We start from the raw sequence: 25,201 nt of genomic DNA on the forward strand, positions 1-25,201 counted from the left end.
GATTAACCACCGGCTTTGGTGGCGGCCTGATGCGCGTCCAGCATGGCGGCCATCTCTTTCGGCCCCTGATAGCCCGGGATCATCATGCCGTTTTCCAGGATGATGGCCGGCGTGCCCTGAATGCCGAACTGCACGCCCAGCTCGTAATGCTTGCTGATGTCGGTTTTGCAGGTCGCCGGAGAAACGGCGTCGCCCTTCATGGCGGCGTCGAACGCCTTGGCCTTGTCGGCGGTGCACCAGATCGACTGCATGTCTTTTTCAGCCTGGGAAGCCAGCCCCTGGCGCGGGAACGCCAGGTAACGCACGGTAATGCCCAGATCGTTGTACTCTTTCATCTGCTGATGCAGTTTGTGACAGTAACCGCAGGTGATATCGGTGAACACGGTGATCACGTGTTTCTCTTTCGGCGCTTTGTAAACGATCATCTGATCTTTCAGCGCGTCCATCTTGGTGCTCAGCAGTTGGTTGGTCACGTTGACCGGCTCTTTGCCGCTGACGTCGAACAGCGGGCCCTGCAGGATGTGCTTGCCGTCTTCGGAGGCGTACAGCACGCCGCTGTCGGTCAGCACGGTTTTCAGACCGTTGACCGGCGAAGGCTGCACGTCCGCCTGCTGAATGCCCAGGCTGGCGAGCGCTTTTTTGATCGCCGCGTCATCGGCATGGGCGGCGCCGGCCACCGAAGCCACCAGCAGAGAGAGCAGCATTAAACCTTTTTTCATTGTTCCAATCCTTTCGAACCCGCCGCTCAGGCGCGCGGGTGATGCTGTTGATGTAGCTGTTTCAGTCGTTCGGTCGCTACATGAGTATAAATTTGCGTGGTCGAGAGATCGCTGTGGCCTAACAACATCTGTACGACACGGAGATCGGCCCCATGGTTCAGCAAATGGGTGGCGAACGCGTGCCGCAACACGTGCGGCGACAGACGCTCGCTGTCGATGCCCGCAAGGATGGCATAGTGTTTGATGCGATGCCAGAACGTCTGTCGGGTCATTTGCTGACACCGGTTGCTGGGGAACAGCACATCCAGCGTCTGGCCGTTGACCAGCCACGGGCGACCGTGCTCCAGATAATTTTCGATCCAGTAGACCGCTTCTTCGCCCAGCGGCACCAGCCGCTCCTTGTTGCCCTTGCCGATCACCCGCACCACGCCCTGACGCAGGCTGACATCGCTGATGTTCAACCCCACCAGCTCAGAGACCCGCAGCCCGGTCGCGTACAACACCTCGAGCATCGCCTTGTCGCGCAGCTCCAGCGGCTGATCGACGCAGGGCGCCTGCAGCAGCGCATCGACCTGCGCCTCGCTCAGATCCTTCGGCAAACGCTGCGGCAGCTTCGGGGAAGCCAGCTGTGCGGTGGGATCGTCGGCGCGCAGCTTTTCGCGGTACAGATACTGAAACAGGCGACGCATGGCGCTCAGCAAGCGCGCAGAGCTGGTGGCCTTGTAGCCGCCGTCCACCCGCTCGGCGAGAAACGCCTGCAGATCCAAGGCCTGAGCCTGCAGCAAGTCGGTGTTTTGCTGGCCAAGCCAGGCGCCCAGGGCCTGCAAATCCAGCCGGTAGGAGGCCAGCGTATTTTCCGCCAGATTGCGCTCAAGCCACAGCGCATCCAGGAATTGCTCAATCAGCGCATTGTCTTGCTGTTGCACGCGGTCCTCTCTTCGTTGCATTTCCACCCGCGCCATTATGCCTTAAGCCGACGCAAATCAGGTATACTCGCTGCAATTCTCTAAACAGCAACGTAACGGTTTACACATGAAGATTGGTCTGTTTTACGGCTCCAGCACCTGCTACACCGAGATGGCGGCAGAAAAAATCCGTGAGATTCTGGGTGAAGACCTGGTCGACCTGCACAACCTGAAAGACGTCTCGCCCAAGCTGATGGAGGACTATTCCATTCTCATCCTCGGCATCCCGACCTGGGATTTCGGCGAACTGCAGGAAGACTGGGAAGCGATCTGGCCGCAGCTGCCGGCGCTGGATCTGAAAGGCAAGATCGTCGCCATGTACGGCATGGGCGATCAGCTCGGTTACGGTGAGTGGTTCCTCGACGCGCTGGGCATGCTGCACGATCACATCGCGCCGCTGGGCGTGCAGTTCATCGGCTTCTGGCCAACTGAGGGCTTCGAGTTCACCAGCCCCAAACCGCTGAGCGCCGACGGCAAACACTTCGTCGGCCTGGCGCTCGATGAGGTCAACCAATACGATCTGAGCGAAGAGCGCCTGCAGCAATGGTGCGAACAGATCCTGTTGGAGATGGAGCCGCTGCTGTAGCCGCTATCGGGCGATCTTCCCCAAACGCCGAGCGCCGGCGACATGATTCGCGCCGGCGCCCCCTATCAGTCTTGTTCGCCGTCACCCGCCGGCGGATACAGCAACAGCTGCCGCAGGTGGCGCCACTCCTCTTTGCTCATGCAGTCGGAAGCCAGCCACAGCCGACGGCGCTTTTTGCCCTCCATAGGCTGTAGCGTCAGCAGCAGGCCGTAGCCCGGCATCCAGGGCTTTTTCGCCAGCCGCCATTCTCGGCCGTGCCAGCTGAAACGCCTGTCCGCCAGCAGCCGCAGTTCACCCTGCACCGCAGCGATGCGCTTCTGGCTGCGAATGCACTGAAACACCACCAGCGTCAGCAACACCAGCCAGAGCGGACCAAAGCCTTCCGGCCAGGGCGAAATCAGGATCAGCAGGATCAGGACGCCGTGGGTCAACAGAGAGAACAGCTGGGTGCGCCAGGAAATGCGGATATCACATCGCCACTGGGCCACGATCTTTATTTCGCGTTTGGATCAGGGTCACCATTCTTTGCAGCTCGCTGTCCTGCGGCGCGCCATGATTCATCAGCCAGTTGAACAAATCGGGATCGTCGCACTCGAGCAGACGGATGAACAGCGCCTTGTCCGCGTCATTCAGGCTGTCGTATTCGTATTCGAAGAACGGCATGATGGAGATGTCCAGCTCGCGCATGCCACGACGGCAAGCCCAGTGAATACGTGCTTTGTTGTTAATATCCATGTTGTTATGACTCACCTCTTTTCAGCGCGGCAGCGCCAGCGCAGGGTTCAAATGACACACTGTATGGCAACGCCGTCGCAATATAATTCCATCAACCGGGGATCTGTCTGCAAGGGTGCCCTGGCCGCAAGCCTATAGAGTAACAATTTGACATACACGCCGGGAAGGCGCTTTGTGGCGGAAAACGCAATAAAGCGCAAAATGCCAAAAAAAGCGCCCCCCGGCGCCGCGGCGCGAATAACAGTTTGCAAAGCCCGCCGCCTCTTTTACCATGGGTTCAATACCCTTCAGGTAAGCTAAACGTTGAGCAGGAACTTACTATGGCGCATAACATTCCATTCCCACCCCGTCAGCCCTCCGCTTCCACCCATCTGCCCCTGACGCTGATCTCGCTGGAAGATTGGGCGCTGGTGACGCTGAACGGGCCGGACGCGGTGAAATATCTCCAGGGCCAGGTGACGGCGGACATCGACGCGCTGGCGGCCGATCAACACGTGCTGTGCGCCCACTGCGACGCCAAGGGCAAAATGTGGAGCAACCTGCGTCTGTTCCACCGTGGCGAAGGCTTCGCCTATCTGGAGCGCCGCAGCGTGCTGGACAGCCAACTGGCTGAAATCAAAAAATATGCGGTGTTTTCCAAAGTCACCATCGCCGCCGATAATGACGCGGTATTGCTGGGGGTCGCCGGTTTCCAGGCGCGCGCCGCGCTGGCGGGCCTGTTCGCCACGCTGCCGAGTGCCGAGCACCCGGTGGTGCAGGAAGGCGAAACCACGCTGCTGCACTTCGCTGCGCCGGCGGAACGTTTTCTGCTGGTGACCCGCCCCGCCGTGGCCGAACAGCTGATCGGCAAACTGCATGATCAGGCGGAACTGAATGACAGCAGCCAGTGGCTGGCGCTGGAGATCGAAGCCGGTTATCCGATTATCGACGCCGCCAACAGCGCGCAGCTGATCCCGCAGGCCACCAACCTGCAGGCGCTGGAAGGCATCAGCTTCAGCAAGGGCTGCTATACCGGCCAGGAGATGGTGGCGCGCGCCAAATTCCGCGGCGCCAACAAACGCGCGCTCTACTGGCTGGAAGGTAAAGCCGCTCGCGCCCCGCAGGCGGCGGAAGATCTGGAGCTGCAGCTGGGTGAAAACTGGCGCCGCACCGGCACCGTACTGGCGTCGAGCCAATTGGCCGACGGCACGCTGTGGGTGCAGGTGGTAATGAACAACGATTTGGACGCCGACAGCAAGCTGCGGGTGCGCGACGATGCCGCCAGCCAGTTGGCGATCAAACCGTTGCCCTACTCGCTGGCCGAAGAGAAATAATTCGTCGGCCGCAGGCGCCCTGCCTGCGGCCATCTTCGTTACTCGTCCAACTCCCCGTCGCGCTGCACCAGATAAATCAGCACCAAAATGATGGTGATGAAGAAACGAAAGGCATCGGGAACGCCGTTCCACTGCTTCGACATCCACATGCCGAACCACTCGCCGCCTATCGACATGAAACCGACCTGCCAGGTGAGGAAGCCCAGCGTCAGGCCGACCACCGCCAGCTTTTTGCGGCCGTTAAAGGCCCTGGCGGGCAGTTTAAGGCCGCCCAACAGTCGCAGGCCGCCGATCCAGCACAGCAGCGCGGTCAGGCTTTCCAGCGCAATGATGAAAATATAACCGGCGTGATGCAGCCACGGCGTCTGTATCGAGCGATAGCCGATGGTGGCGTCGGGGAAAATCGTGTCCATCATAAAGACATGGCGCACAAAGGCGAAGTTGGAGCCGTAGTCGCTGATGTTGCCGAAGGCGACCAGCGAAGCGAACAAGGCGATAGCGCAGACCAGCAGCGCTTTGGATAAGCGAACGATCATCTTGGTGAGTCCTGAACAGAGGTTAAAGAAACGGTATGCGGGCTCAGAAATGAAGGAACGGGCTTGCTGGATACCCGAAAGAAGCAAGCGCCTCTTTTTTAAAACAAAAGAGGCGCCAGTTCAATACGCATTCAGACGTAGCGGCAACGCTTAGACGTACAGGTAGATCGCCATGAAATGGCAGGCGCTGCCGCCGAGCACAAAGCCGTGCCAGATGGCGTGGCCAAAGCGAATGCGCTTGGAAGCGTAGAAAATCACGCCCAGGGTATAGACCACCCCGCCGATCGCCAGCAGCGTGACGCCGCCGGCCTCCAGCCGCGTGACCAACTGATAAATCACGATCAGCGACAGCCAGCCCATCGTCAGGTAGGTCACCAACGACAGGGCTTCAAAACGGTGGGCGAAGGCCAGTTTGAACAGCACGCCGAGCAGCGCCAACCCCCAGATTACCGCCATCAATCCCTTCGCCAGCGGCGAATCCAGCCCCACCAGCAAAAACGGCGTGTAAGTGCCGGCAATCAGGAGATAAATGGCGCAGTGATCGAACTTTTTCAGCCAATGCTTGGCCTTCTGGTGCGGAATCGCATGGTACAGCGTGGAAGCGAGAAACAGCAGGATCATGCTGCCGCCGTACAGGCTGTAACTGGTGATGGCCGTCGCATCGGCGCCGGTATTCACCGCCTGCACCAACAGCAACACCAGGCCGACGATGCCGAACACCAGCCCGATGCCGTGGCTGATGCTGTTGGCGATCTCTTCCGCCCACGGATAAGCCGCGGCGACAATCTTATTGGTCCCGGCTTTCACTACGTCCGTTTTCCCCATAACGCGCAACCCCTCAAAATGCCCTGCTTTGTTCGAAATTAACGCAAAGCAGCTTAACTGAGAATAATTCCAGTGTACACGTGTACGCTAAAATAAAAATGTGAACGCGTGTAACCATCGAAATCCCCTGCCCGGTGGTCTACAATCGTCAGGCTTCAACCCACCCACCTTGAGGTTTACACCATGTCATCCGCTGTACCCGCGTTAGATTTCGGTTCAATGACCCAGGCCATCCAGTTCCTGATGGAAATCGATAAGTTGAAAGGCGTGCAACGCCGCACCAAAGTACTGGGCACCCAGCGCCAGGAAAACTCCGCCGAACACAGTTGGCACTTCGCCATCGCCGCCATGAGCCTGGCCCCGTACGCCGGTGATGACGTAGACATTCAGCGCGTGATCCAGATGGCGCTGCTGCATGACATCGTGGAAATCGACGCCGGTGACGTACTGGTCTACGATCTGGCCGCCCGCGCGGCGATCCACGATCAGGAAGTGGCGGCGGCGCGCCGTCTGTTCGGCATGCTGCCGCAGACACAGCGCGAGTATTTCACCGCTTTATGGCAGGAGTATGAAGAGGGCGAAAGCGCCGATGCCCGCTTCGCCTTGCTGCTGGATCGCACCATGCCGATGCTGATGAACCTGCACAACGAAGGCCAGAGCTGGGTGGAAAACGGCATCAGCCTGGAGCAGGTACTGTCGCGCAATGCGGCGATCGCCGACGTGCATCCCGAGCTGTGGCGCCACCTGGAGCAACATCTGCGGGACGCGCAGCGCAAAGGCTGGTTGAAATAAGGGAACCGGGCTGCCGCCTCCGCGCCGCAGCCCGTTATCGTCACGCGAACGTCCGTTGGCGTTCCAACGCCTCCTCATAGCTCGGCATCGATCCCGCCGCACCGGCGCGCTCCACGCAGACCGCCGCATAGGCGGCGGCAAAGCGCACCGCCTCGGCTAACGGCACCTGATTCGCCAGTTGCGCCGCCAAGGCGCCGTTAAACGCATCGCCCGCGCCGGTGGTGTCTTTCGGCTGTGCCGGAAACGCCGGGATCAGCTCGCTGTTTTCCCCGTCCGAGAACAACGCCCCCTGCGTGCCCAACGTCACGATCAGCAAACGAATGCCCTTGGCGTGCAACACCTGCGCCGCCTGGCGCGCCGAAGCCACATCGCGCACCGGCACGCCGGTCAGCAACGTGCACTCGGTGGCGTTGGGCGTCAGCAGATCGACCTGCGCCAACAGGCTGTCCGGCACCGGCTGAAACGGCGCCGGGTTGAGTATGATGAACGTTTGCGCTTCGCGGGCAATGGCGATCACCTGCTCGATCGCCGGCAGGTTGTTCTCCAATTGAGTCAGCAGAATATCCGCCGCGGCGATCGCCGGCCGGCACTGACGCACCTCGTCTTCGCTGACCGTCAGGTTGGCGCCGGGATCGACGGCGATCATGTTTTCCGCATCCTCGCCGGCAACGTAGATAAGCGCATTGCCGGTGGGGCAATCGCCGGTAGAGAACAGCGTCACCGCATCGAAACCGGCGGCGGCGAGGTGGCGCCGGGCGAACGTGCCGAAGTCGTCGCGCCCCACCTTGCCGATATAATGCACCCGCGCTCCGGCGCGCAGCGCGGCGGTCGCCTGGTTGGCACCCTTGCCGCCCGCCCCCATCATGCTGTTGCGGGCGATCAGCGATTCGCCGGGCTGCGGAAAGCGCGCCATGCCGGCGACGATATCCAGGTTGAACGAACCGAACACGCAGACTTTGCCTTTCATTGCTGGTACTCCCTGCTCAATTGGAGGTGGCGCCGGGCGGCCAGACAGGCGCCTTTGCTGCCGGTTTCATCGCTGAGGCGGCTGACGGAGATCGTCAGCCCCTGCGCCGGCTGCGGCGCGCGCAGATGACGGCGGATCTCTTGCTCCAGCCGCACCAGCGGAAAACCGCGCATGGCGATCACGCCGCCGCCCAGGATCAGGCGCTGGGGGTCGATCACGTTCATTTCGACGGCGATGGTCTGCGCCAATCGCTCGACGAAGCGCTGCAGATCCGGATGATCGCCGTGGCGTTCGAACAGCCGGTCGAACGGCGTTTGCGCCGCATTGGCGCGCGCCCAGCCGGTTAGCCAGTGACCGGACGTCAGACTCTCGACGCAGCCCCGTTTACCGCACGGGCATTCGCCCTGATGGCCCGGCCAGGGAATGTGCCCCAGCTCGCCGGCGGCGCCGTGCGCGCCGTGGTAGAAATCGCCGTTCAGCCACAGGCTGTTGCCCATGCCGGTGCCCAGATACAGCCCGACCGCCACCTGCGGCAACGCCGGCAGCTGCTGCAGATCCCACCACAGCAGATGATTGACGTCCTTGTCCATTCGCACCGGCAGCGCCAGCAAATCGGCCAACAACGCCGCCACCGGCTGAGCGTCCAGCGCCGGGATAAACGGCAGCGACAGCACCCGCGAGCGATCGCGGCTGAGGATCCCCGGCAGCCCCAGCATCACCTGCGCCACCTGACGATCTTGGCACTGCCCGGCGATCAGCCGGCCCAACGCCGCCAGCGGATCGGCCTGCCGCGCCCAGTCGGCGGTCGCTATCTTGCGGTAACCGCTGAATTCACCTTCATCATCCATCAACAGCAGGCGGGTATTGGTGCCGCCGACGTCAACGCCAAGAAAATACCGCATCATGTCCCCCGCCTCAGGCCGCCTGCCGCATCTGATCCAGCATTTTTTCCCATGCCGTCTCCAGATCCGGATCGAGATTGAACAGCCCGGAGCTGCCGACGATCAACACTTCTGCACCGGCGCCCATCAGATCGCGGTAAGTGCGCTGGTTGCAGGATCCGTCGATCTCGATCAGATAGCGCAGATTTTGTTGGCTTTTCAGATCGCGCAATTGGCGGATCTTTTCCAGCATTTCGGGAATGAACGGCTGCCCGGCATAGCCCGGATCGACGGTCATGACGGTGACCTTGTCCAGCAGGTGAAGGTAGTGGCGAATAAACTCCACCGGCGTGGCCGGGTTCAGCACCACCCCCACTTTTTTGCCCAGCGCGCGGATTTGATTGATCACCCGAAACGCGTCGCGGTTGATGGTTTCAGCGTGCGGGCAGATAAAGTCCGCGCCGGCGCGGGCGATTGGCTCGATAAAGTCGGTCGGGTTCTCCACCATCAGATGCACATCCAGCAACAACGAAGTGTGCGGGCGGATCTGTTCGATAAAGAACGGCGACAGCGTGATGTTTTTAACGTAATGCCCGTCCATGATGTCGATATGCAGCATATCGGCGCGGCGGTTCAGCACCGCCAATTGCTGGCGGATATCCATCAGGTTCATGCACATCAGTGAAGGCGAAATCTGGTATTTCATTAGCGTTATCCTGCGCAAAAGGGAAAAGGATCAGTGGCCCGCCGCGGTTCTGGCCTGGGCCGCGCTGCGGCGCATCGCCCGCCGCTGCCGATAGCGATGCCGGAAAAACTTCAGCGCCAGCACCGCGATCAGCACGGCGCCCCACATCGCCAGACTGAAATGCGGGCTGACGTTCATCAGATTCAAACCGGTCGCGATCACCTGTAGCACGATTAGCGCCAGCACCACGCCGCTGACCCGGCCAAAACCGCCGAACGGATCGGTGCCGCCCAGAATGATCGCCAGCACCGTCAGCAGCAGGTAAGAGTCGCCGTAGCCCATGCGCGCCGAGTTGAAGCGCGCCATCATCACCAGCCCGGCAATGACGCACAGCAGGCTGGAGAGGGTGTAAATGGCGATCAGCACCCGATGAGTATTCACGCCGCTGAAGTGGGTGGCGTTGATGTTGCTGCCGCTCATGTAGATGCATTTGCCGAGCCGGGTTTTCTGCAGGAACAGTGCCAGCAAGGCGGCGACCACCAGGAAGATCCACAGTGGCACCGGCACGCCCAGCACGCTCTCGGCGCCGATAAACCGCACGATCTCCGGCATGCCGCTCAGGGCTGCGCCGCGCGTCAGGTAGATGCCGATGCCGTTGACCGTGGTCATGGTGGCCAGCGTCACCAAAATCGGGTGCGCGCCGACGTAGGCCACCAGTGCGCCGGTCGCCGCGCCGATAAGCCCGGCCAGCAGCATCGCCGCCGCCAGCGCCAAGGCCAGCCACAGCGCCTGCAAGCCCAGCCCGGCGTCCGCCGGCAGGTAGCTGATGAACAGCCAGGCCATCAGCAGGCTGGTCAGGTTGGCGCTGGCGATAATGCACAGGTTCAGGCCGCCGCTGAGGATCGGAATGAACATCGCCAGCGTCAGCAGGCCCAGCTCCGGCAGCTGGAAGGCCACACTGGTGAAGGTGGCGCCGCTGAAGAAGCGCCCCGGCATCAGCAGGCTGAAGGCGAGCACCACCGCCAGCAGCAACGCCAGCAAACCGACGGCGGCCCCGTCCGGACGAAATTTCAGGTTGTTGCCCATCAAGCGCTCCTCAGGCGAAACCAACGTCGGTTTCTTTGCGTTTCTTGTAGTGAGTGACGGTGATCGCCGCGACGATCACCAGACCGATCACCACGTTCATGAAGTAGCTGGACACGCCGATCAGGTTGAGGCCGTTTTTCAGCACGCCGATCAGGAACACGCCCATCAGCGTGCCGACAACGCTGCCCTTGCCGCCGTTCAGGCTGGCGCCACCCAGCACCACCGCCGCCAGCACGTCGAGCTCGCCGCCCACCAACGCGTTGGGCACCACTTCCCCCATGCGATACACCTGCACCAGGCCGCCGATCGCCGCCATCGCGCCCAGATAGCCATAGGCGAACAGATGCAGCAGGCCGACGCGAATGCCGATGCGCCGCGCCGATTCCGCATCCCCACCCACGGCAAACAGCTGGCGCCCGAGGTGCGTTTTGTTCAGCAGCAGCCAGGTCAGCAGCGCCACCGCCAGCATCACCAGCGTCGGCAAACCGAGCTGATAGCTCTGCTCACCCAGTTGGAACGGCAGCACGCTGCGCGGCAGCGTCCACCAGTCCGGCAATGCGTACAGGCTGCGGCCGTTGGTCAGCCACATCAGCATGCCGAACAACAACGCCTGCATGCTGATGGTGACGATGATCGAGACGATGCGCAGGCAGTAGATCAACAGCGCGTTGACCATGCCGAGCGCGGCGCCGATCGCCAACGCCAGCAAAATACTGCCCGCCGGGCTGACCAGGCCGTAATGCGTCGCCAGCGTGGCGATCAGGTACTGCACCACCGAGGCGACTGCGGCGAAGGAAATGTCGATGCCGCCGGTCACCAGCACCACGAACAGGCCGAGGGCGAATATGCCGCTCACCGCGTAGCTTTCGCTGAGATCGAGCAGGTTTTGCACCGTCAAAAACTGATCGCTGAGCAGCGAAAAGACGATGACCGTCAGCAGCAGCACCCAGGCCAGGTAGCCTTCGTTGCCGCGCGGTTTCAGACTGAATCTACGCATTAACCGCCTCCGCCAGCTGCTGCTGGCTCACCTGCTCTGGCAGGTACTCGCCGATCACGCTGCCGCCGCTAAAGTGCAGCACCCGATCGCAGTTGTAATACACCTCGGGCACCTCGTCGGAGATCAGCAGAATCGCTATCCCCTCCTGCGCCAGCAGATGAATCAGTTGGTAGATGCTGGCCTTGGCGCCGACGTCGACACCGACGGTCGGCGAGTCGAGGATCAGGATCCGCGGTTGGGTCAGCACCCACTTGGCCAGCACGATCTTTTGCTGATTGCCGCCGGACAGCGTCGAAACCGCCTGATCCGGATCCGCCACCCGCACGCCGAGTTTGGCGATCCACTCCGCGACGATGCGATTCTTGCGGTAATCGTCGATCAGGCGAAAACGCCCGCGCAGCTTATCGAGAATGGTCAGCACCGCGTTGTCCGCCACCGACTGTTGCTGCACCAGCCCCAGCGTCAGGCGATCCTCCGAGACATAACCGATGCCGGCCCTGATCGCGTCCTCATGGCCGCGAAAGCGCACCGGTTTGCTGTCGAGGTAAAGCTTGCCGCTGTCCGGCCGGGTCATGCCGAACAGGCTCAGCGCCAGCTCGGTGCGCCCGGAGCCGAGCAGTCCGCACAGCCCGAGCACCTCGCCCTGATGCAGGCGGAAGCTGACATCGTGATACTGCCCGGCGCGGCTGAGACGATCCGCCTCCAGCATCACCCGATCCTTATTCATGCTCGGTGACTTCAGGCGATAGTCCAGCGTCAGGCCGGTCATCAATTCGGTCAGGCGATCGCCGGTGATCTCCGCCGCCGGCCAGGTGCCGATCTTGTTGCCGTCGCGGATCACCGTGACGCGATCGGAGATCTCCAGCACCTCGTCCAGCCGATGGCTGACGAACACCACGCAGATGCCCTGCGCTTTCAAATAATCCACCGTGCGCAGCAGCTGATTGACCTCGGTGCGGGTCAGCGAGGCGGTCGGTTCATCCATGATCACCAGCCGTGCCTGCGCCACCAGCGCGCGGCAAATCGCCACCTGCTGGCGCTGGGCGATCGGCAGTTCCGCCACCGGTTTGTCGAGATCGAGATTGAAATTCAGCTCCTGCAGCAGGCGCTCGGCGGTGCGCCGCAGCCTCGCCGGGCGGTGCCATCCCAATAGCCCGTGCAGGTTGTGCTCAAAGGCGATGTTTTCCGCCACCGTCAGGTTGGGAAACAGCGACAGATCCTGATAGATCACCTGAATGCCGAAGGCGCGCGCCTGATCCGGCGATAGCCGGCCGAAGGTTTGCCCATCGAAGGTAATGCGGCTGCCGTCATCCGGTTGGTACACGCCGGCGATCGCCTTGATCAACGTACTCTTGCCGCAGCCATTGGTGCCGGCCAGGCAGTGCACCTCCCCCGGCATCAGCGCCAATGAAATATCGTTCAGCGCGCGCTGCCCGCCGAAGGTCATCGACAGCTGTTGCAGTTCGATCAGCGGCGCGCCCCGCGTTGCCGTATTGCCGGAAATCGCCATGATTACAGCCCCATCTTCACCAGCTTCGGCAGGTTTTGCTTATCCAGGCTTTCGGTGGCATTGCCGAGAATGGTGTGCAGCTGCGCATCCACCTGCACCTTGCCCATGCCTTCGATGGTCATGCCATCGGTGATTTTTTCGCCCTTGTGCATCATGTCGGCGATGCGCACGAACACTTCGCCCGCCACCATCGGGTTCCAGATATAACCGCCCTTGATGGCGCCGCGATTGACCAGCGAAGCGCCCTGCCCTGGGCTGAACGGCCCGATGACGCAGATATCGTTGCTTTTGCCGCGGTTGAGCACCGCGCGCCCGGCGCCGATCGGCCCCTGCGAACCGAACGCCAGCACGCCTTTCAGATCGGGATATTTGGCCATCAGATCGTTGGTGGTGCGCACGCTGTCATCCAGCGATTCCCCCACGCCGAACTTGTCGCCTACCAGCTGCATGTTCGGGTAGTGCTGCTTCTGGTAATTGATGGCCGAGTCCGACCAGGTGATGTGCAGCGGCACCGTCAGGCTGCCGACGTACACCGCATACTTGCCCTGCTCTTTCATGCAGGCGGCCAGCGCTTTCATGTGGTTGACCCCGTGCTGCGAGGCGTCCACCAGCTCAAAATCCCAGTCGGCGTACTTCTGGCCGGGGGACTCGTGCACGATCACCTTGATGCCCGCCTCCTGCGCGCGCTTGAGCACCGGCTCCAGCACCCGGGCGTCGTTCGGCACCACGCCGATGATGTCCACTTTCTGCGCGATCAGATCTTCGATGGCGCGCACCTGCAGCGCCGGATCCGCCGCCGTCGGCCCGACCATCCAGGCGTCGATGCCGCGTTTGGCGCTCTCGCTTTTGATGCCGGCCTCCATGGCGTTGAACCAGGGAATGCCGCCGATCTTCACCACTACGCCCATCTTTAGCTTGTCCGCCGCCTGCGCGGAGACCGACAGCAGCAGCGAGGCAAACAGACCGACCAGTACGGATTTTTTCATTGTTCTCTCTCCACAAGTGTTGGCTGTAATAAAAGGTTTTCGTTGTTGTTATCGCGCCGCCCTTTTCGCGGCGGGTGAAACTTCAATCACATCGACGTTGTTCCAGGCCAATTCCTGACGAAACTCGTCATCGCCAAGCCTGTCGGTGATCAGCGTATCTATTTCCCGGTAATGGCAAATGCGGGCGAACGAGCGGCGGCCGAACTTGTTGCTGTCCACCAGCAGGAACTTGCGCTCCGAGGCCAGCAGCATCTGTTGCTTCAGCCGCGCATGGTGCTCATTGCTCTCGCGGATGCCGCCGTCCTGGCAAATGCCGTGGCAGGAGAAAAACAGCTTGTTGATCACGAACTCTTTCAGCATCTGCTCCGCCAGCACGCCGATAAAATCCTCGTACTTGGCGGAATACTCGCCCCCCAGCCCGATGGTGCGCACGTTCGCCTTGCAGGCCAGCGTCTGGATGATGTGCAGTGAGTTGGTCAGCACCACCAGCGAGATATCCGGCAGCTGGCGCGCCAAAAACCAGCTGGTGGAGCTGCTGTCCAGCAGCAGGCAATCCCCGGGCGCGATAAACTCCAGCGCGCGTTTGGCGATGCGCGTCTTCTGCTCCGGCGACTCATTGCTGCGCTGGCGGAAGGACTCCCCCTGATCTATCTCGGCGGGCACATAGGTTTTTTCCACCGCCGGCGGCTCGACGAAGACCGCGCCGCCGTGGCTGCGCAGCAGCAGGCCGCGCCGTTCCAGCAGGGCCAGATCACGCCGCGCCGTCTCGATAGAGATGTGGCACAGCTGCGCCACCTCCTGCACCATCACGCGGCCGCGCTGGCTCAAGACTTCGGTAATAAAGCGATGACGTTCTACAGGCAGCATGTTTCTTTTCTCCTCCACGACGATGATTACGATATCGATTTGCCGCGCCGCGTTTTGCGCGCAGACGCAAAGCGCATCGCCCCGCGATCGGTCAACGATCGCGCTGTGATAGTTGTCAAAAAAATCGGGAAGGAAATGAAATGAATAATTACGAAAGTGTGGAGTAACAGACAGTTATGATGCACGACCGCCTGAGGCAGACAGGAGAGAAACGGTAAACGGTCACAATTCCACGTTCCGCGGAATGACCGTTAATGACCGTTTGTGTGGTTTTGACCGAGCGCCGCAAGGAGACAGCCGGCGTTGATAACGCATTACCTGAAAAAACAGCAAAAAAAATCCGGTGAGAATCTCACCGGATCGTTAGCCGCCTGACACAAATTATTCCTCGTGCTCATGCTCTTTCAACATCGCCTCACGCAACACGGCGTTCAGGCGTTTCTGATAGCCTTTGCCTGGTCGCTGAAGCCAAGCCAACACATCCGCATCGATTCGGATGGTTTTTGATACTTTCATCGGCTTATAAAAACGCCCCTGAACCGCAGTCTGCCACGTTTCTTCCCCCAGCGCCGGCGCATCGGCATAATCGATGCCCTCGTCCGGCAACGCACTCAGTGAAGCAATTTGCGCTTTCTGCTCCTCCGTCAACGGCGGGAGTACGCTATGAGCCAGATTTTTGGCGGAATTTTTGCGCTTCATATCTTCCCCTCTCTTTGGCATCGGCCTTGCGTGCTGAAATGATACGCACGATCTCTACTGTATCGCCTTCGACATCCGTTTCGATCGTCGTATGTGCCACCAGCAACAGCAAACAGGATCCGACCATACCGATCGTTTGCCAACGTTCTTCTCCATCCTCGATCCTTTCCAGCACAGCCAAATGGTTAGGATCCAGAAAAACCCGTTGCGCTATCTCAAAACTGACACGGTGTTTGCGCTGGTTACTGTGATTTTTATCCTGATTCCATTCAAAATAAACATACATTTTTGTAACTACATTTTGGTTGTTATTTAATCAAAATACATCACCTCCGAAGGGATGTCAAAATTCTCCGGATGCGTTCAACGCCCGCCTGCGGCCTCGATAAAGGTGCCGGTCACGTAAGACGCGGCGTCAGACAGCAGCCAGGCGATCGCCTCCGCCACTTCCTGCGGCTGGCCGCCGCGCTGCATCGGCAAACTGCTCTTCACGCGATCCACCCGGCCGGGTTCGCCGCCGCTGGCGTGTATCTCGGTATAGATAAGCCCAGGCCGCACGCCGTTGACGCGGATGCCCTGCGCCGCCACCTCCAGCGATAGCCCGATGGTCAACGAATCGACGGCGCCTTTCGAGGCGGCATAATCCACATATTCCCCCGGCGCGCCTAAACGGGAAGCGGCGGAGGACACATTGACGATAGCGCCGCCCTGCCCGCCATGGCGCTGCGCCATGCGCTTCACCGCCTCGCGGCAACACAAGAAATACCCGGTGACGTTGGTGCCGAGCACCTGATTGATGCGCTCGGCGGTCAACTGTTCAATGTTCGCCTGCCGGAACAGAATGCCGGCGTTGTTGACCAGCGCGCTGAGCGTGCCCAGCCCGGCATCCAGCGCCCTGAACATTGCCATCACCTGCGCTTCATCGGCCACGTCGGCCTGCAGCGCCAGCGCCTTGCCGCCCTGCGCCTCAATCTCCGCCACCACCTGCCGCGCCGCACTTTCGTCGCGCAGGTAATTCACGCCCACTGCATAGCCCTGCCGGGCCAGCAGCAAAGCGGTCGCGCGGCCAATTCCCCGGCTTGCGCCGGTCACCAATGCCACTTTCATCATCGTATTTTTTCTCTGGTTGGCGATGTCGACAACGGCCTGCGCACAGGCCTTCCGTTTGCCCGTCAGAGTATAGAGCGGCGCCCTAAAAAACGCTTCAAAGCTGAGCCAGGCGGCGCAGCTGCTTTTTAATGCGCGACTTGGCGCAGCCGTAAGCGTCCGTCGCCGCCGCCTGATGCACCCGCTGCAAAGCGGAAGCATGATGTCCGCCGTGGCTATGGCTCTGCGCATCACCGCGAAAAGACAGCATCAACAGAACGAGCAGTATCGCCACGCCTGAATACATCAGCCGTCGCGAGGCGCCCGCGTTCGGGAAACCTTCAGTCAGCATGTTTCGCTCCCTCAGCCATGATTTCGAATGGCAGCAAAATAACTGAAATTCCCCCCCGCTCCCTTAACGCGAGATTAAAGCCAGATTAAGGTTTGCTTAAGAACGCGCAGGCAGAGCGGTTTTCCTCGTTGTCTTCCCGTCAGCGTTATAGTTAGATAATCGCGACTCAAGGCTCTCAGCGGAAATAACGTGAACATACTGTTGGTGGAAGACGACCTGCAATTAGGCAAGGCGCTGTGCCGAGCATTGGAGCTGGCCGGCTTTAATTTGTGCTGGGTGCGTCTGCTCACCGACGCGGAAAATAAACTTTCACCCGGCGGGTTCGATTTGATGCTGTTGGATCTCACGCTGCCGGACGGCGACGGTTTGCAGAAGCTGATCGCCTGGCGCGCCGCCGGACAAAATATCCCGATCATCATCCTGACCGCCCGCGATCGCATCGAGAGCCTGGTGAACAGCCTCGACTCCGGCGCGGACGACTTTCTGGCCAAACCTTTCGCGCTGCCCGAACTCATCTCGCGCGTCAAGGCAGTCAACCGGCGCATGGCGGGCTTCGCGTCTCAAACCTGGAGCCTCGGCGCGCTGTATCTCGATCCGGTCAACCATCAGGTCATGCTGGATAACGAACTGCTGATGCTGTCGAAAAAAGAGTATCACCTGCTGCACGAACTGATGCGCTGCGCCGGCACCGTGGTGCGCAAAGCGGTGTTGGAACAGCGGCTGTTCGGCCACGGCGATAGCGTGGAAAGCAACTCGCTTGAAGTACACATGCATAATTTACGCCGCAAGATTGGTAAAGAAAGAATCATTACCGTACGCGGCATTGGCTATTTGCTGAAGAAAGAGTAGCGGGATGATCGGTTTCAAATCCTTCTTTATGCGCACCATTATTTTCCAGGTCCTGGCCATTTTATTATTGTGGGGGATCCTCGTCGCCTGGGTGAAGTACTGGTATTACCCCGACATGGAGAAATATTTCGATAACCAGCAACGCATCGTCGCCGCAGGCATCGCCAATATTCTCGATGAAACCGGCACCGATAATATTGATTACCGCGGCATCATCAAAACCATCGAAAGCATGTACATTGATTCCATCAATAATGGCATGCAGGATCAATTCGACTATCATCCGCTGTTCGTGGTTTACGATCGGGATAACCGGGTGCTTTACTGCTCACAAACGCAGGAAGAACCGCTGCGCCTGCCGCCTTCGGTGCTGTCCGGCTCCGTCAATTACGCCGGCGCCAACTGGCACCTTGCCGGCAGCTGGAGCGAAAAGCGCCAGTACCGGGTGATCGTCGGCGAGTCTTTCAACGATCGCACCACGATATTCGGCAATCCGGCGGAAAGCACCGCCGTACCGCTGTTGGGCATTCTGGCGGCGATCATCATTACCTTGCTGTTTACCGCCTACTTCAGCCTGCGGCCACTGCGCCAGATCGCCCGCACCATTTCCGATCGTCAGCCGGGCAACCTGTCGCCGCTCAACGTCAGCGAGCAGTATCAGGAAATCCGGCCGGTGGTGATGGAGGTCAACAAACTGATGGCGCGCATCGACGCGGCCAATCAGCGCGAGAAACGCTTTATGGCCGACGCCGCGCAAGAGCTGCGCACGCCGATCGCCGCCGTGCTGGCGCAGCTGCATCTGCTGACCCAGGTCAGCGAGCAGCAGGAGCGCCGGGAAATCATCGGCGACATGCAGCAAGGGCTGGATCGCGCGGCGTCGCTGTCACGCCAGCTGATCAACCTGGCAAAGCTGGAGGCGGAAGATTTTCCGCTGAAGATTGAGGCGGTGGACATCTATGCGGAGATCGGCAAATGCATCGCGCAGCACGTCCCCTATGCGCTGGAAAAAGATGTCGAACTGTCGCTCGACGGCAGCGAGGATGTGGTGGTGAGTACCGACCGCCATGCGCTGATCGCCATCTTCACCAACCTGCTGGATAACGCGCTCAAGTACGCGCCGCCCGGCAGCCGCATCGAGGCCAATATCCGCTCGCTGGCGCCGCTCGGCTGCTATATTACGTTGCGCGATAACGGCCCGGGGGTGAGCGAAGAACACCATTCCCGCCTGTTTGAACGCTTTTACCGCGTGCCCGGCACGCAGCAAACCGGCAGCGGGCTCGGATTGGCCATCGCCCGAAACCTGGCCGACAAAATCGGCGCGCAGCTGCGCGTCACCGAAGGCCTTGACGATCGCGGCATCGGCTTCATCATCGATTTGCCGGAAAGTTATCGGCCACAGACTGAGAGTGAACCACGACCATGATTGCCCCTGTTCTGCTGCAACGGCAGCAACTCGACCGGCTATGGGATATCGACCGCAGCGAAATTATCGACACTCTGTATCGCCTGCAGGACGGCAAGTTGCAATCCTATGCGGAGTACTACGACGTGCGCGGCTGGGATCCGCACGATCGGGAAACCTATACGCCAATCCACGCAGCGTGCTTCGATCGCGGCGGCGCGTTCTTCGCGCTGTTCGAAGGCGAGGAGATCGTGGCGGCGGCAGCGCTGGACACCGAGCCGCGCGGCCCACAGCGGGATCTGCGCCAGCTGCTGTTCTTTTACGTCAGCGCGCACAAACGCGGCCAGGGGTTAGGCAGGCAGCTGTTCCAGCTCTGCCTGCATCAGGCGGCGCAAGACGGCGCCGCCGGGCTGTATGTCTCCTCCATCCCCAATAAAAGCACCGTAGACTTCTATCTGGCGCAGGGCTGCCGGCTCATCGAACAGCCGGATACCGAATTGTTCGCCCGTGAGCCGGAAGACATTCATCTGGTCTGCCCTTGCCGCTAGCGGCCGGGGTTAACGGGCGATGCGCATCACCGAACGCACGTCGCTTTTCTTGTTCAGATCCCACACCTCGGCGATCTCCGCCAACGCGTGCTCCTGCGTCTCGATAGTGAGCGCTCCGGTCGCCGCCAGCGCCAAAATCTCGGTCGCGTAGCGCTGCATCTCCGGGATCGGCGGGAAGTTGCCGGTACCGCTGCCGAGGATCTGCAGCTGGTTGCTGCGCAACACCGCCGCCGGCAGCCGGATGTCCGGCGCGGCCATCGAACCGACGTTGACCAAGCGAATGCCGCGTCCGCCGGCGTAAGACGAGAGATCGTGATTGTTGAGCGTTGCCAGCAGCGCTTCAGTCGCCCGGCCCCAGATGTAATCGACGATCACCTGATAACCGCCCGGCCCCGCCGCCGCCGCGAAGGCCTGCGTCAGCGCCTCGCCCTGCAGGCTCAGATCCACCGTGGCGTCTACACCCAATGCCTCCAGCACGCTCAGTCGACGGCCGGCGGCAACAATGCGTCCGGCCCCCGCCTGACGCGCCGCCGCGACCGCCAGCTTGCCCGAGGTGCCGGTGGCGCCGATGATCAGCACCGTTTCACCGGGCTGCAGATCCGCCCGCCAGCGCAGCGGCAGCCAGGCGGCGAAGGCCGGATTGATCAGCGCGGCCGCCGTAGCGTCGTCCACCGTCGCCGGCACCGGCACCGTCCAGGACGCGACGCTGCGCTCTGCCATCGCGCCGTAAGGGCGACGGAAAGAGGCGAAGTACACCCGTTGCCCGTCCGCCGTACGGCCCACGCCGTCGGTGCCGGGCACGATCGGCAATTGCTTCGGGCTGGAATAGTGGGTTCCGGCGACGGTGGCGCGATCCAGCTGTTTGATGCCGGCCGCCAGAACGTCGATCGGCACTTCATTCGCCTGCGCCTGAGGCTCCTCAAAGGTGCCGAAAACCGGGGGTTGCCCCAGCGCTGTTACGATTGCCGCTTGCATGGTGACTCCTCAAATCGTGGGAACGTACAGGAAAGAATAGGCCGCTATAAAATAAAAAGGGACACCGCATGATGCGGTGTCCCCCGAACACAAACTTTGCCGAACGTGTTATTCGTAATCGCTCATCGGCACGCAAGAGCAGAACAGGTTACGGTCGCCGTACACGTCGTCCAGACGCTTAACGCTCGGCCAGTACTTGTTCTCGCGTACGCCGGCCACCGGGAACACCGCCAGTTCGCGGCTGTACGGATGCTGCCAGTCGTTGACCAGCTCCGCCTGCACGTGCGGCGCATTCACCAGCGGGTTGTCTTCCAGCGGCCATTCGCCCTTGGCGACGCGGTCGATTTCGCTGCGGATCGCCAGCATCGCATCGATAAAGCGATCCAGCTCCACCTTGCTTTCCGACTCGGTCGGCTCGACCATCAGCGTGCCCGCCACCGGGAACGACATGGTCGGGGCGTGGAAACCGAAGTCGATCAGGCGCTTGGCGATGTCCATTTCGCTGATGCCGGTCTCTTCCTTCAGCGGACGAATATCGAGGATACATTCGTGCGCTACGCGGTGATCGCGGCCGGTATACAGAATCGGGTACGCGTCTTTCAAACGGGTGGCGATGTAGTTGGCGTTCAGGATCGCCATCTGGCTGGCCTGCTTCAGGCCCTCCGCGCCCATCATGCGGATGTACATCCAGCTGATAGGCAGGATGGAGGCGCTGCCGAACGGCGCCGCGGAGACCGCGCCCTGCTGGGTGGTCACGCCGTCGATCTGCACCACGCTGTGGCCCGGCACGAACGGCGCCAGGTGCGCTTTCACGCCGATCGGGCCCATGCCCGGGCCGCCGCCGCCGTGCGGGATACAGAAGGTCTTATGCAGGTTGAGGTGCGACACATCCGCGCCGATGTAGCCTGGCGTGGTGATGCCCACCTGGGCGTTCATGTTGGCGCCATCCAGATACACCTGACCGCCGAACTGATGCACGATCTGGCACACTTCACGGATGGTTTCTTCATACACGCCGTGGGTCGACGGGTAGGTCACCATGATGCAAGAGAGTTCTTCGCCTGCCTGCTCCGCCTTAACGCGCAGATCGTGCAGATCGATGTTGCCGTTCTTGTCGCAGGCCACCACCACCACGCTCATGCCCGCCATCTGCGCGGAGGCCGGGTTGGTGCCGTGTGCCGAACTCGGGATCAGACAGACGTGGCGGCCCGCTTCGTTGCGGCTTTCGTGGTAGCGACGGATCGCCAGCAGGCCGGCGTATTCGCCCTGCGCGCCGGAGTTCGGCTGCATGCACACCGCGTCATAGCCGGTCAGCTGCACCAGCCACTGGGACAGTTGGCCGATCATCTGCTGGTAACCGGCCGCCTGCTCTGGCGGGCAGAACGGATGCAACTCTGAGAATTCAGGCCAGGTGATCGGGATCATTTCCGCCGCGGCGTTCAATTTCATGGTGCAGGAACCCAGCGGGATCATCGCCTGGTTCAGCGCCAGATCTTTGCGCTCCAAGCGATGCATGTAGCGCATCATCTCGGTTTCGCTGTGATAGCGGTTGAATACCGGGTGGGTCAGGATCGGATCCTGGCGCAGCATGGCGGCCGGGATCGATTGGCTGTTTTTGCTCACCGCCGCGTCCAACGCGTCGATGTCCAGACCGTGATTGTCGCCGGCCAACAGTGCGAACAGCGTTTGCACGTCTTCACGCGAGGTGGCTTCATCCAGCGTGATGCCGACGGCGCCGTGAATGTCGGTACGCAGGTTGATGCCGAAGCTCAGCGCGCGCTCCAGCACGGCGGCCTTGTCCTTCACTTCGACGGTCAGGGTGTCGAACCAGGTGTGGTGACGCAGCGTCAGGCCGGCTTTCTGCAGCCCGGCGGCCAGAATGTCGGTCAGGCGATGGATGCGCCCGGCGATGCGCTGCAGGCCTTGCGGGCCGTGATACACCGCGTACAGGCTGGCGATGTTGGCCAGCAGCACCTGCGAGGTACAGATATTCGAGTTGGCTTTCTCGCGGCGGATATGTTGCTCGCGAGTCTGCATCGCCATGCGCAGCGCGGTGTTGCCGGCGGCATCGCGGGAAACGCCGATAATGCGGCCCGGCATCGAACGCTTGAACTCGTCGCGGCAGGCGAAGAAGGCGGCGTGCGGGCCGCCGTAGCCCATCGGCACGCCGAAGCGCTGCGCGGAGCCGAACACCACGTCGGCGCCCTGCTTACCCGGCGCGGTCAGCAGCACCAGGGCCATGATGTCGGCGGCCACGCTGGTGATGATTTTGCGCGATTTCAGTTCGGCCAGCAGCGCGCTGTAGTCGTGCAGTTCACCGGTGGTGCCCACCTGCTGGAGCAGCACGCCGAACACGCCGTCCAGCTCCAGCACTTTTTCCGCTTTATCGACGATGACGTCGAAGCCGAAGGTTTCGGCGCGGGTGCGCACCACGTCCAGCGTTTGCGGATGCACGTCGTCAGCCACGAAGAAACGGTTGGCGTCTTTCAGCTTGCTGGCGCGTTTGGCCAACGCCATCGCCTCGGCGGCGGCGGTCGCTTCATCCAGCAGCGAAGCGGAGGCCAGATCCAGACCGGTCAGATCGAGGGTCACGGTCTGGAAGTTCAGCAGCGCTTCCAGACGGCCCTGCGACACTTCCGGCTGATAGGGGGTATAAGCGGTGTACCAGCCCGGGTTTTCCAGCATGTTGCGCAGGATCACCGGCGGCGTCAGCACGGCGCTGTAGCCCATGCCGATATAGGATTTGTAGCGCTGATTCTGCGAGGCGATCGCCTTCAGCTCAGCCAACGCCTGATGTTCGGTCGCCGCGTCGCCGACCGGCGGCGGCCCCGGCAGCTGAATGTCCGCCGGCACAATCTGTTGGATCAGCGCGCTGAGCGAGCGAGCGCCCACCGCTGCCAGCAACTCCTGGCGTTGTTCCGCAGAAGAGCCGATGTGGCGTTCAATGAACGCTTCGCTGTGTTCGAGTTGGCTGAGTGTCTGAGTCATTGCTACAAATTCCTGAATGCTTGCGTGATACGGGATATAGCTTGAACGGTAACTAAAACGCCCCGGCCGAAAGGCCTGGGGCGTGGTCACGATTACTCGTCGATCGAGGCCTGATAAGCTGCGGCGTCCAGCAGGTTCGCCAGCTCGCCTTCGTCGGAGGCTTTAATCTGGAACAGGAAACCGTCACCGTAAGGTTCGCTGTTCACCAGTTCCGGAGAGCTTTCCAGCTCGCCGTTCACCGCCACGATTTCGCCGCTGATTGGTGCGTAAATGTCCGATGCCGCCTTGACGGATTCCGCCACGGCGCAATCTTCACCGGCGGCGACGCTGCGGCCCACTTCCGGCAGATCGACAAACACCATATCGCCCAGCAGTTCCTGCGCATGTTCGGTGATGCCTACGGTGTAAACGCCGTTACCTTCTGCACGAACCCACTCGTGGGAGGATGCGTATTTCAATTCTGTTGGCACATTGCTCATCGCCGGTTACTCCTTCGAAGAAATAAAAGAATCAATCAATAAAAAATCAATTTGTCAGCGGCTTGCCGGCGCGAACGAAACCGGGCTTGGTCACTTTGACCGGCATTTCACGGTTGCGGATCTGCACGATAGCCTGCTCGCCGATGCCTGCCGGCACGCGCGCCAGCGCGATGCTGAAGCCCAGCGTCGGAGAGAACGAGCCGCTGGTGATCACGCCTTCGTGGGTTTGCCCCGCCGCGTCGGTGAAACGCACCGGCAGCTCATTACGTAATACGCCTTTTTCCGTCATGATCAAGCCGACCAGTTGCTCGGTGCCCTGCTCGCGCTGTTGTTCCAGCGCTTCGCGGCCGATGAAACGGCGATCTTCCGGCTGCCAGGCGATGGTCCAGCCCATGTTGGCGGCCAGCGGCGAAACGCCTTCATCCATCTCTTGCCCGTAGAGGTTCATGCCCGCTTCCAGGCGCAGGGTGTCGCGCGCGCCCAGACCGGCCGGCTTGACGCCCGCGGCCAGCAATTTTTGCCAGAAATCCGCCGCCTGCTCTTTCGGCAGCGCGATCTCATAGCCGGCCTCGCCGGTGTAACCGGTGGTGGCGATGAACAGCTCGCCGGCCTGCACGCCGAAGAATGGCTTCATGCCTTCGACCGCGCTTTTTTGCTCCGGGGTGAACAGGGTGCCGGCGCGCTCTTTGGCCTGCGGGCCCTGCACCGCGATCAGCGCCAGATCGTCGCGCACCGTCAGCGCGACGCCATACGGCGCGGCGTGCTCTTCGATCCAGGCCAGGTCTTTGTCGCGGGTGGCGGAGTTCACCACCAGGCGGAAATAGTCTTCAGTGAGGAAATAAACGATCAGGTCGTCGATCACGCCGCCGGAGGCATTCAGCATGCCGGTGTACAGCGCTTTGCCGGGTTGGGTCAGTTTGGCGACGTCGTTCGCCAGCAGGTAGCGCAGGAACTCGCGGGTGCGGGCGCCGTGTAGATCCACAATAGTCATGTGAGACACGTCGAACATGCCGGCATCCTGACGCACCGCGTGGTGCTCATCGAGCTGCGAGCCGTAGTGCAGCGGCATCATCCAGCCGTGAAAGTCTACCATGCGCGCACCGCACGCCACGTGCTGGTCGTACAGTGGGGTTTGCTTTGCCATCTTTTCCCTCTTTCCACTCGTCGCTAGAAGTTAGGGTGCTGCCACGCAATGCGGCGGAGCCTGGCTCGCGGCCCGATCGCCATGGCGCACTGACTGCTCAACACAAATGCTGCGCCGGGACGGGCGGAAACTGCGTGCAACCGCCGTGACGCAAACGATACCTTTCCCTCGAACTTATCACCGAACGACCACATTAACCATAAGTTAAAATAGGCTCATTGCCGTTCCG

General features: G+C 61.2%; 28 protein-coding genes. 6 read left to right on the plus strand and 22 right to left on the minus strand.

Translation table 11 applies throughout. The features are described from left to right. Positions 1 to 2: 2 nt before the first annotated feature. Both dsbC and xerD read right to left on the minus strand, forming a co-directional pair. Complete coding sequence (dsbC, locus tag H7A77_RS02790; RefSeq protein ID WP_033644784.1) at positions 3 to 719, minus strand: bifunctional protein-disulfide isomerase/oxidoreductase DsbC; 717 nt, start codon at positions 717 to 719, stop codon at positions 3 to 5. A gap of 26 nt (positions 720 to 745) precedes the next feature. Next, on the minus strand, positions 746 to 1,645 hold the full coding sequence (gene xerD, locus H7A77_RS02795) for a site-specific tyrosine recombinase XerD (protein WP_033644935.1): 900 nt from the start codon (positions 1,643 to 1,645) through the stop codon (positions 746 to 748). A gap of 106 nt (positions 1,646 to 1,751) precedes the next feature. Here xerD and fldB point away from each other — a divergent pair, with 106 nt between their 5' ends. Further along, positions 1,752 to 2,270: a flavodoxin FldB gene (gene fldB / locus H7A77_RS02800; RefSeq protein ID WP_033635825.1), complete on the plus strand. Its 519-nt coding sequence runs from the start codon at positions 1,752 to 1,754 to the stop codon at positions 2,268 to 2,270. Between the two features lie 65 nt (positions 2,271 to 2,335). Here fldB and H7A77_RS02805 read toward each other — a convergent pair whose 3' ends face one another. Both H7A77_RS02805 and sdhE read right to left on the minus strand, forming a co-directional pair. After that, a complete protein-coding gene (locus H7A77_RS02805) occupies positions 2,336 to 2,758 on the minus strand; it encodes a protein YgfX (RefSeq protein WP_042785308.1) in 423 nt (140 codons plus the stop codon). Next, positions 2,739 to 3,005, minus strand: coding sequence for an FAD assembly factor SdhE (gene sdhE / locus H7A77_RS02810; RefSeq protein WP_019455657.1), 267 nt, complete (start codon positions 3,003 to 3,005; stop codon positions 2,739 to 2,741). Before sdhE ends, H7A77_RS02805 begins: the two co-directional genes overlap by 20 nt. A 320-nt stretch (positions 3,006 to 3,325) precedes the next feature. Between sdhE and ygfZ the strand changes: the two genes are divergently transcribed. Further along, entirely contained in the window at positions 3,326 to 4,318 is a 993-nt protein-coding gene (gene ygfZ / locus H7A77_RS02815; protein WP_047573794.1) for a tRNA-modifying protein YgfZ, read from the plus strand. A 38-nt stretch (positions 4,319 to 4,356) separates the two neighbouring features. Here ygfZ and H7A77_RS02820 read toward each other — a convergent pair whose 3' ends face one another. Both H7A77_RS02820 and H7A77_RS02825 read right to left on the minus strand, forming a co-directional pair. Further along, positions 4,357 to 4,854, minus strand: coding sequence for a DUF2165 family protein (locus H7A77_RS02820; RefSeq protein ID WP_072627048.1), 498 nt, complete (start codon positions 4,852 to 4,854; stop codon positions 4,357 to 4,359). A 150-nt stretch (positions 4,855 to 5,004) separates the two neighbouring features. Then, positions 5,005 to 5,679: a hemolysin III family protein gene (locus H7A77_RS02825; RefSeq protein WP_033644772.1), complete on the minus strand. Its 675-nt coding sequence runs from the start codon at positions 5,677 to 5,679 to the stop codon at positions 5,005 to 5,007. 183 nt (positions 5,680 to 5,862) lie between these two features. Here H7A77_RS02825 and H7A77_RS02830 point away from each other — a divergent pair, with 183 nt between their 5' ends. Further along, positions 5,863 to 6,471 carry an HD family hydrolase gene (locus tag H7A77_RS02830; protein ID WP_033644771.1) on the plus strand — a complete coding sequence of 203 codons (609 nt, stop codon included), beginning with the start codon at positions 5,863 to 5,865 and terminating at the stop codon, positions 6,469 to 6,471. Positions 6,472 to 6,511: 40 nt separating this feature from the next. Here the strand turns inward: H7A77_RS02830 and rbsK are convergent, their stop codons facing one another. From rbsK to H7A77_RS02890, 12 genes are all read right to left on the minus strand, one after another. After that, complete coding sequence (gene rbsK, locus H7A77_RS02835) at positions 6,512 to 7,438, minus strand: ribokinase (RefSeq protein ID WP_033644768.1); 927 nt, start codon at positions 7,436 to 7,438, stop codon at positions 6,512 to 6,514. Then, a complete protein-coding gene (gene alsK / locus H7A77_RS02840; protein WP_182073793.1) occupies positions 7,435 to 8,343 on the minus strand; it encodes an allose kinase in 909 nt (302 codons plus the stop codon). Before alsK ends, rbsK begins: the two co-directional genes overlap by 4 nt. Before the next feature lie 10 nt (positions 8,344 to 8,353). Next, the gene (gene alsE, locus H7A77_RS02845) at positions 8,354 to 9,025 is read right to left on the minus strand and encodes a D-allulose 6-phosphate 3-epimerase (protein ID WP_033644765.1); all 672 of its coding nucleotides are present in this window, start codon (positions 9,023 to 9,025) and stop codon (positions 8,354 to 8,356) included. Positions 9,026 to 9,055: 30 nt separating this feature from the next. Continuing rightward, positions 9,056 to 10,090, minus strand: coding sequence for an ABC transporter permease (locus H7A77_RS02850; protein ID WP_147838252.1), 1,035 nt, complete (start codon positions 10,088 to 10,090; stop codon positions 9,056 to 9,058). Positions 10,091 to 10,100: 10 nt separating this feature from the next. Beyond that, on the minus strand, positions 10,101 to 11,087 hold the full coding sequence (locus H7A77_RS02855; RefSeq protein WP_182073794.1) for an ABC transporter permease: 987 nt from the start codon (positions 11,085 to 11,087) through the stop codon (positions 10,101 to 10,103). Continuing rightward, on the minus strand, positions 11,080 to 12,597 hold the full coding sequence (locus H7A77_RS02860; RefSeq protein ID WP_033644760.1) for a sugar ABC transporter ATP-binding protein: 1,518 nt from the start codon (positions 12,595 to 12,597) through the stop codon (positions 11,080 to 11,082). The genes H7A77_RS02855 and H7A77_RS02860 overlap by 8 nt, the downstream gene beginning before the upstream one ends. Before the next feature lie 2 nt (positions 12,598 to 12,599). After that, positions 12,600 to 13,583 (minus strand): substrate-binding domain-containing protein, encoded by a 984-nt coding sequence (locus H7A77_RS02865; protein WP_182073795.1) that lies wholly within the window; start codon positions 13,581 to 13,583, stop codon positions 12,600 to 12,602. A gap of 48 nt (positions 13,584 to 13,631) precedes the next feature. Next, positions 13,632 to 14,450 carry a DeoR/GlpR family DNA-binding transcription regulator gene (locus tag H7A77_RS02870; protein ID WP_033644759.1) on the minus strand — a complete coding sequence of 273 codons (819 nt, stop codon included), beginning with the start codon at positions 14,448 to 14,450 and terminating at the stop codon, positions 13,632 to 13,634. Positions 14,451 to 14,831: 381 nt separating this feature from the next. Next, positions 14,832 to 15,149, minus strand: a complete 318-nt coding sequence (locus tag H7A77_RS02875) for a BrnA antitoxin family protein (RefSeq protein ID WP_016929995.1) — start codon at positions 15,147 to 15,149, stop codon at positions 14,832 to 14,834. Then, positions 15,112 to 15,435 carry a BrnT family toxin gene (locus H7A77_RS02880; protein WP_182073796.1) on the minus strand — a complete coding sequence of 108 codons (324 nt, stop codon included), beginning with the start codon at positions 15,433 to 15,435 and terminating at the stop codon, positions 15,112 to 15,114. Before H7A77_RS02880 ends, H7A77_RS02875 begins: the two co-directional genes overlap by 38 nt. Positions 15,436 to 15,512: 77 nt before the next feature. Then, complete coding sequence (locus H7A77_RS02885) at positions 15,513 to 16,256, minus strand: SDR family oxidoreductase (RefSeq protein ID WP_182073847.1); 744 nt, start codon at positions 16,254 to 16,256, stop codon at positions 15,513 to 15,515. Positions 16,257 to 16,353: 97 nt separating this feature from the next. Next, the gene (locus H7A77_RS02890; protein ID WP_182073797.1) at positions 16,354 to 16,587 is read right to left on the minus strand and encodes a hypothetical protein; all 234 of its coding nucleotides are present in this window, start codon (positions 16,585 to 16,587) and stop codon (positions 16,354 to 16,356) included. Between the two features lie 189 nt (positions 16,588 to 16,776). On the opposite strand from H7A77_RS02890, the gene H7A77_RS02895 reads away from it, so the two are divergent. From H7A77_RS02895 to H7A77_RS02905, 3 genes are read left to right on the plus strand one after another with little or no spacing between them, the layout of a single operon-like run. After that, on the plus strand, positions 16,777 to 17,436 hold the full coding sequence (locus H7A77_RS02895) for a response regulator (protein WP_033652176.1): 660 nt from the start codon (positions 16,777 to 16,779) through the stop codon (positions 17,434 to 17,436). Positions 17,437 to 17,440: 4 nt separating this feature from the next. Continuing rightward, a complete protein-coding gene (locus H7A77_RS02900; RefSeq protein WP_182073798.1) occupies positions 17,441 to 18,859 on the plus strand; it encodes an ATP-binding protein in 1,419 nt (472 codons plus the stop codon). Continuing rightward, positions 18,859 to 19,386: a GNAT family N-acetyltransferase gene (locus H7A77_RS02905; RefSeq protein WP_049866730.1), complete on the plus strand. Its 528-nt coding sequence runs from the start codon at positions 18,859 to 18,861 to the stop codon at positions 19,384 to 19,386. Before H7A77_RS02900 ends, H7A77_RS02905 begins: the two co-directional genes overlap by 1 nt. A gap of 9 nt (positions 19,387 to 19,395) precedes the next feature. On the opposite strand, the gene H7A77_RS02910 is transcribed toward H7A77_RS02905, so the two are convergent. From H7A77_RS02910 to gcvT, 4 genes are all read right to left on the minus strand, one after another. Continuing rightward, positions 19,396 to 20,361, minus strand: a complete 966-nt coding sequence (locus H7A77_RS02910; RefSeq protein ID WP_042785323.1) for a zinc-binding alcohol dehydrogenase family protein — start codon at positions 20,359 to 20,361, stop codon at positions 19,396 to 19,398. Between the two features lie 108 nt (positions 20,362 to 20,469). Further along, positions 20,470 to 23,349 (minus strand): aminomethyl-transferring glycine dehydrogenase, encoded by a 2,880-nt coding sequence (gene gcvP, locus H7A77_RS02915; protein WP_015378983.1) that lies wholly within the window; start codon positions 23,347 to 23,349, stop codon positions 20,470 to 20,472. A gap of 92 nt (positions 23,350 to 23,441) precedes the next feature. Further along, a complete protein-coding gene (gene gcvH, locus H7A77_RS02920) occupies positions 23,442 to 23,828 on the minus strand; it encodes a glycine cleavage system protein GcvH (protein WP_025304150.1) in 387 nt (128 codons plus the stop codon). Between the two features lie 46 nt (positions 23,829 to 23,874). Then, on the minus strand, positions 23,875 to 24,972 hold the full coding sequence (gene gcvT, locus H7A77_RS02925; protein WP_004931631.1) for a glycine cleavage system aminomethyltransferase GcvT: 1,098 nt from the start codon (positions 24,970 to 24,972) through the stop codon (positions 23,875 to 23,877). Positions 24,973 to 25,201 lie beyond the last annotated feature (229 nt).

Source organism: Serratia sp. ME47 (assembly GCF_903970925.1).
Classification (GTDB): domain Bacteria; phylum Pseudomonadota; class Gammaproteobacteria; order Enterobacterales; family Enterobacteriaceae; genus Serratia; species Serratia ureilytica.

What these genes read in the sequence shown, in the direction of transcription:
- dsbC (WP_033644784.1), bottom strand. Translation starts at nt 719, where the DNA reads ATGAAAAAAGGTTTAATGCTGCTCTCTCTGCTGGTGGCTTCGGTGGCC.
- fldB (WP_033635825.1), top strand. Translation starts at nt 1,752, where the DNA reads ATGAAGATTGGTCTGTTTTACGGCTCCAGCACCTGCTACACCGAGATG.
- sdhE (WP_019455657.1), bottom strand. Translation starts at nt 3,005, where the DNA reads ATGGATATTAACAACAAAGCACGTATTCACTGGGCTTGCCGTCGTGGC.
- ygfZ (WP_047573794.1), top strand. Translation starts at nt 3,326, where the DNA reads ATGGCGCATAACATTCCATTCCCACCCCGTCAGCCCTCCGCTTCCACC.
- H7A77_RS02820 (WP_072627048.1), bottom strand. Translation starts at nt 4,854, where the DNA reads ATGATCGTTCGCTTATCCAAAGCGCTGCTGGTCTGCGCTATCGCCTTG.
- H7A77_RS02825 (WP_033644772.1), bottom strand. Translation starts at nt 5,679, where the DNA reads ATGGGGAAAACGGACGTAGTGAAAGCCGGGACCAATAAGATTGTCGCC.
- H7A77_RS02830 (WP_033644771.1), top strand. Translation starts at nt 5,863, where the DNA reads ATGTCATCCGCTGTACCCGCGTTAGATTTCGGTTCAATGACCCAGGCC.
- rbsK (WP_033644768.1), bottom strand. Translation starts at nt 7,438, where the DNA reads ATGAAAGGCAAAGTCTGCGTGTTCGGTTCGTTCAACCTGGATATCGTC.
- alsK (WP_182073793.1), bottom strand. Translation starts at nt 8,343, where the DNA reads ATGATGCGGTATTTTCTTGGCGTTGACGTCGGCGGCACCAATACCCGC.
- alsE (WP_033644765.1), bottom strand. Translation starts at nt 9,025, where the DNA reads ATGAAATACCAGATTTCGCCTTCACTGATGTGCATGAACCTGATGGAT.
- H7A77_RS02850 (WP_147838252.1), bottom strand. Translation starts at nt 10,090, where the DNA reads ATGGGCAACAACCTGAAATTTCGTCCGGACGGGGCCGCCGTCGGTTTG.
- H7A77_RS02855 (WP_182073794.1), bottom strand. Translation starts at nt 11,087, where the DNA reads ATGCGTAGATTCAGTCTGAAACCGCGCGGCAACGAAGGCTACCTGGCC.
- H7A77_RS02860 (WP_033644760.1), bottom strand. Translation starts at nt 12,597, where the DNA reads ATGGCGATTTCCGGCAATACGGCAACGCGGGGCGCGCCGCTGATCGAA.
- H7A77_RS02865 (WP_182073795.1), bottom strand. Translation starts at nt 13,583, where the DNA reads ATGAAAAAATCCGTACTGGTCGGTCTGTTTGCCTCGCTGCTGCTGTCG.
- H7A77_RS02870 (WP_033644759.1), bottom strand. Translation starts at nt 14,450, where the DNA reads ATGCTGCCTGTAGAACGTCATCGCTTTATTACCGAAGTCTTGAGCCAG.
- H7A77_RS02875 (WP_016929995.1), bottom strand. Translation starts at nt 15,149, where the DNA reads ATGAAGCGCAAAAATTCCGCCAAAAATCTGGCTCATAGCGTACTCCCG.
- H7A77_RS02880 (WP_182073796.1), bottom strand. Translation starts at nt 15,435, where the DNA reads ATGTATGTTTATTTTGAATGGAATCAGGATAAAAATCACAGTAACCAG.
- H7A77_RS02885 (WP_182073847.1), bottom strand. Translation starts at nt 16,256, where the DNA reads ATGAAAGTGGCATTGGTGACCGGCGCAAGCCGGGGAATTGGCCGCGCG.
- H7A77_RS02890 (WP_182073797.1), bottom strand. Translation starts at nt 16,587, where the DNA reads ATGCTGACTGAAGGTTTCCCGAACGCGGGCGCCTCGCGACGGCTGATG.
- H7A77_RS02900 (WP_182073798.1), top strand. Translation starts at nt 17,441, where the DNA reads ATGATCGGTTTCAAATCCTTCTTTATGCGCACCATTATTTTCCAGGTC.
- H7A77_RS02910 (WP_042785323.1), bottom strand. Translation starts at nt 20,361, where the DNA reads ATGCAAGCGGCAATCGTAACAGCGCTGGGGCAACCCCCGGTTTTCGGC.
- gcvP (WP_015378983.1), bottom strand. Translation starts at nt 23,349, where the DNA reads ATGACTCAGACACTCAGCCAACTCGAACACAGCGAAGCGTTCATTGAA.
- gcvH (WP_025304150.1), bottom strand. Translation starts at nt 23,828, where the DNA reads ATGAGCAATGTGCCAACAGAATTGAAATACGCATCCTCCCACGAGTGG.
- gcvT (WP_004931631.1), bottom strand. Translation starts at nt 24,972, where the DNA reads ATGGCAAAGCAAACCCCACTGTACGACCAGCACGTGGCGTGCGGTGCG.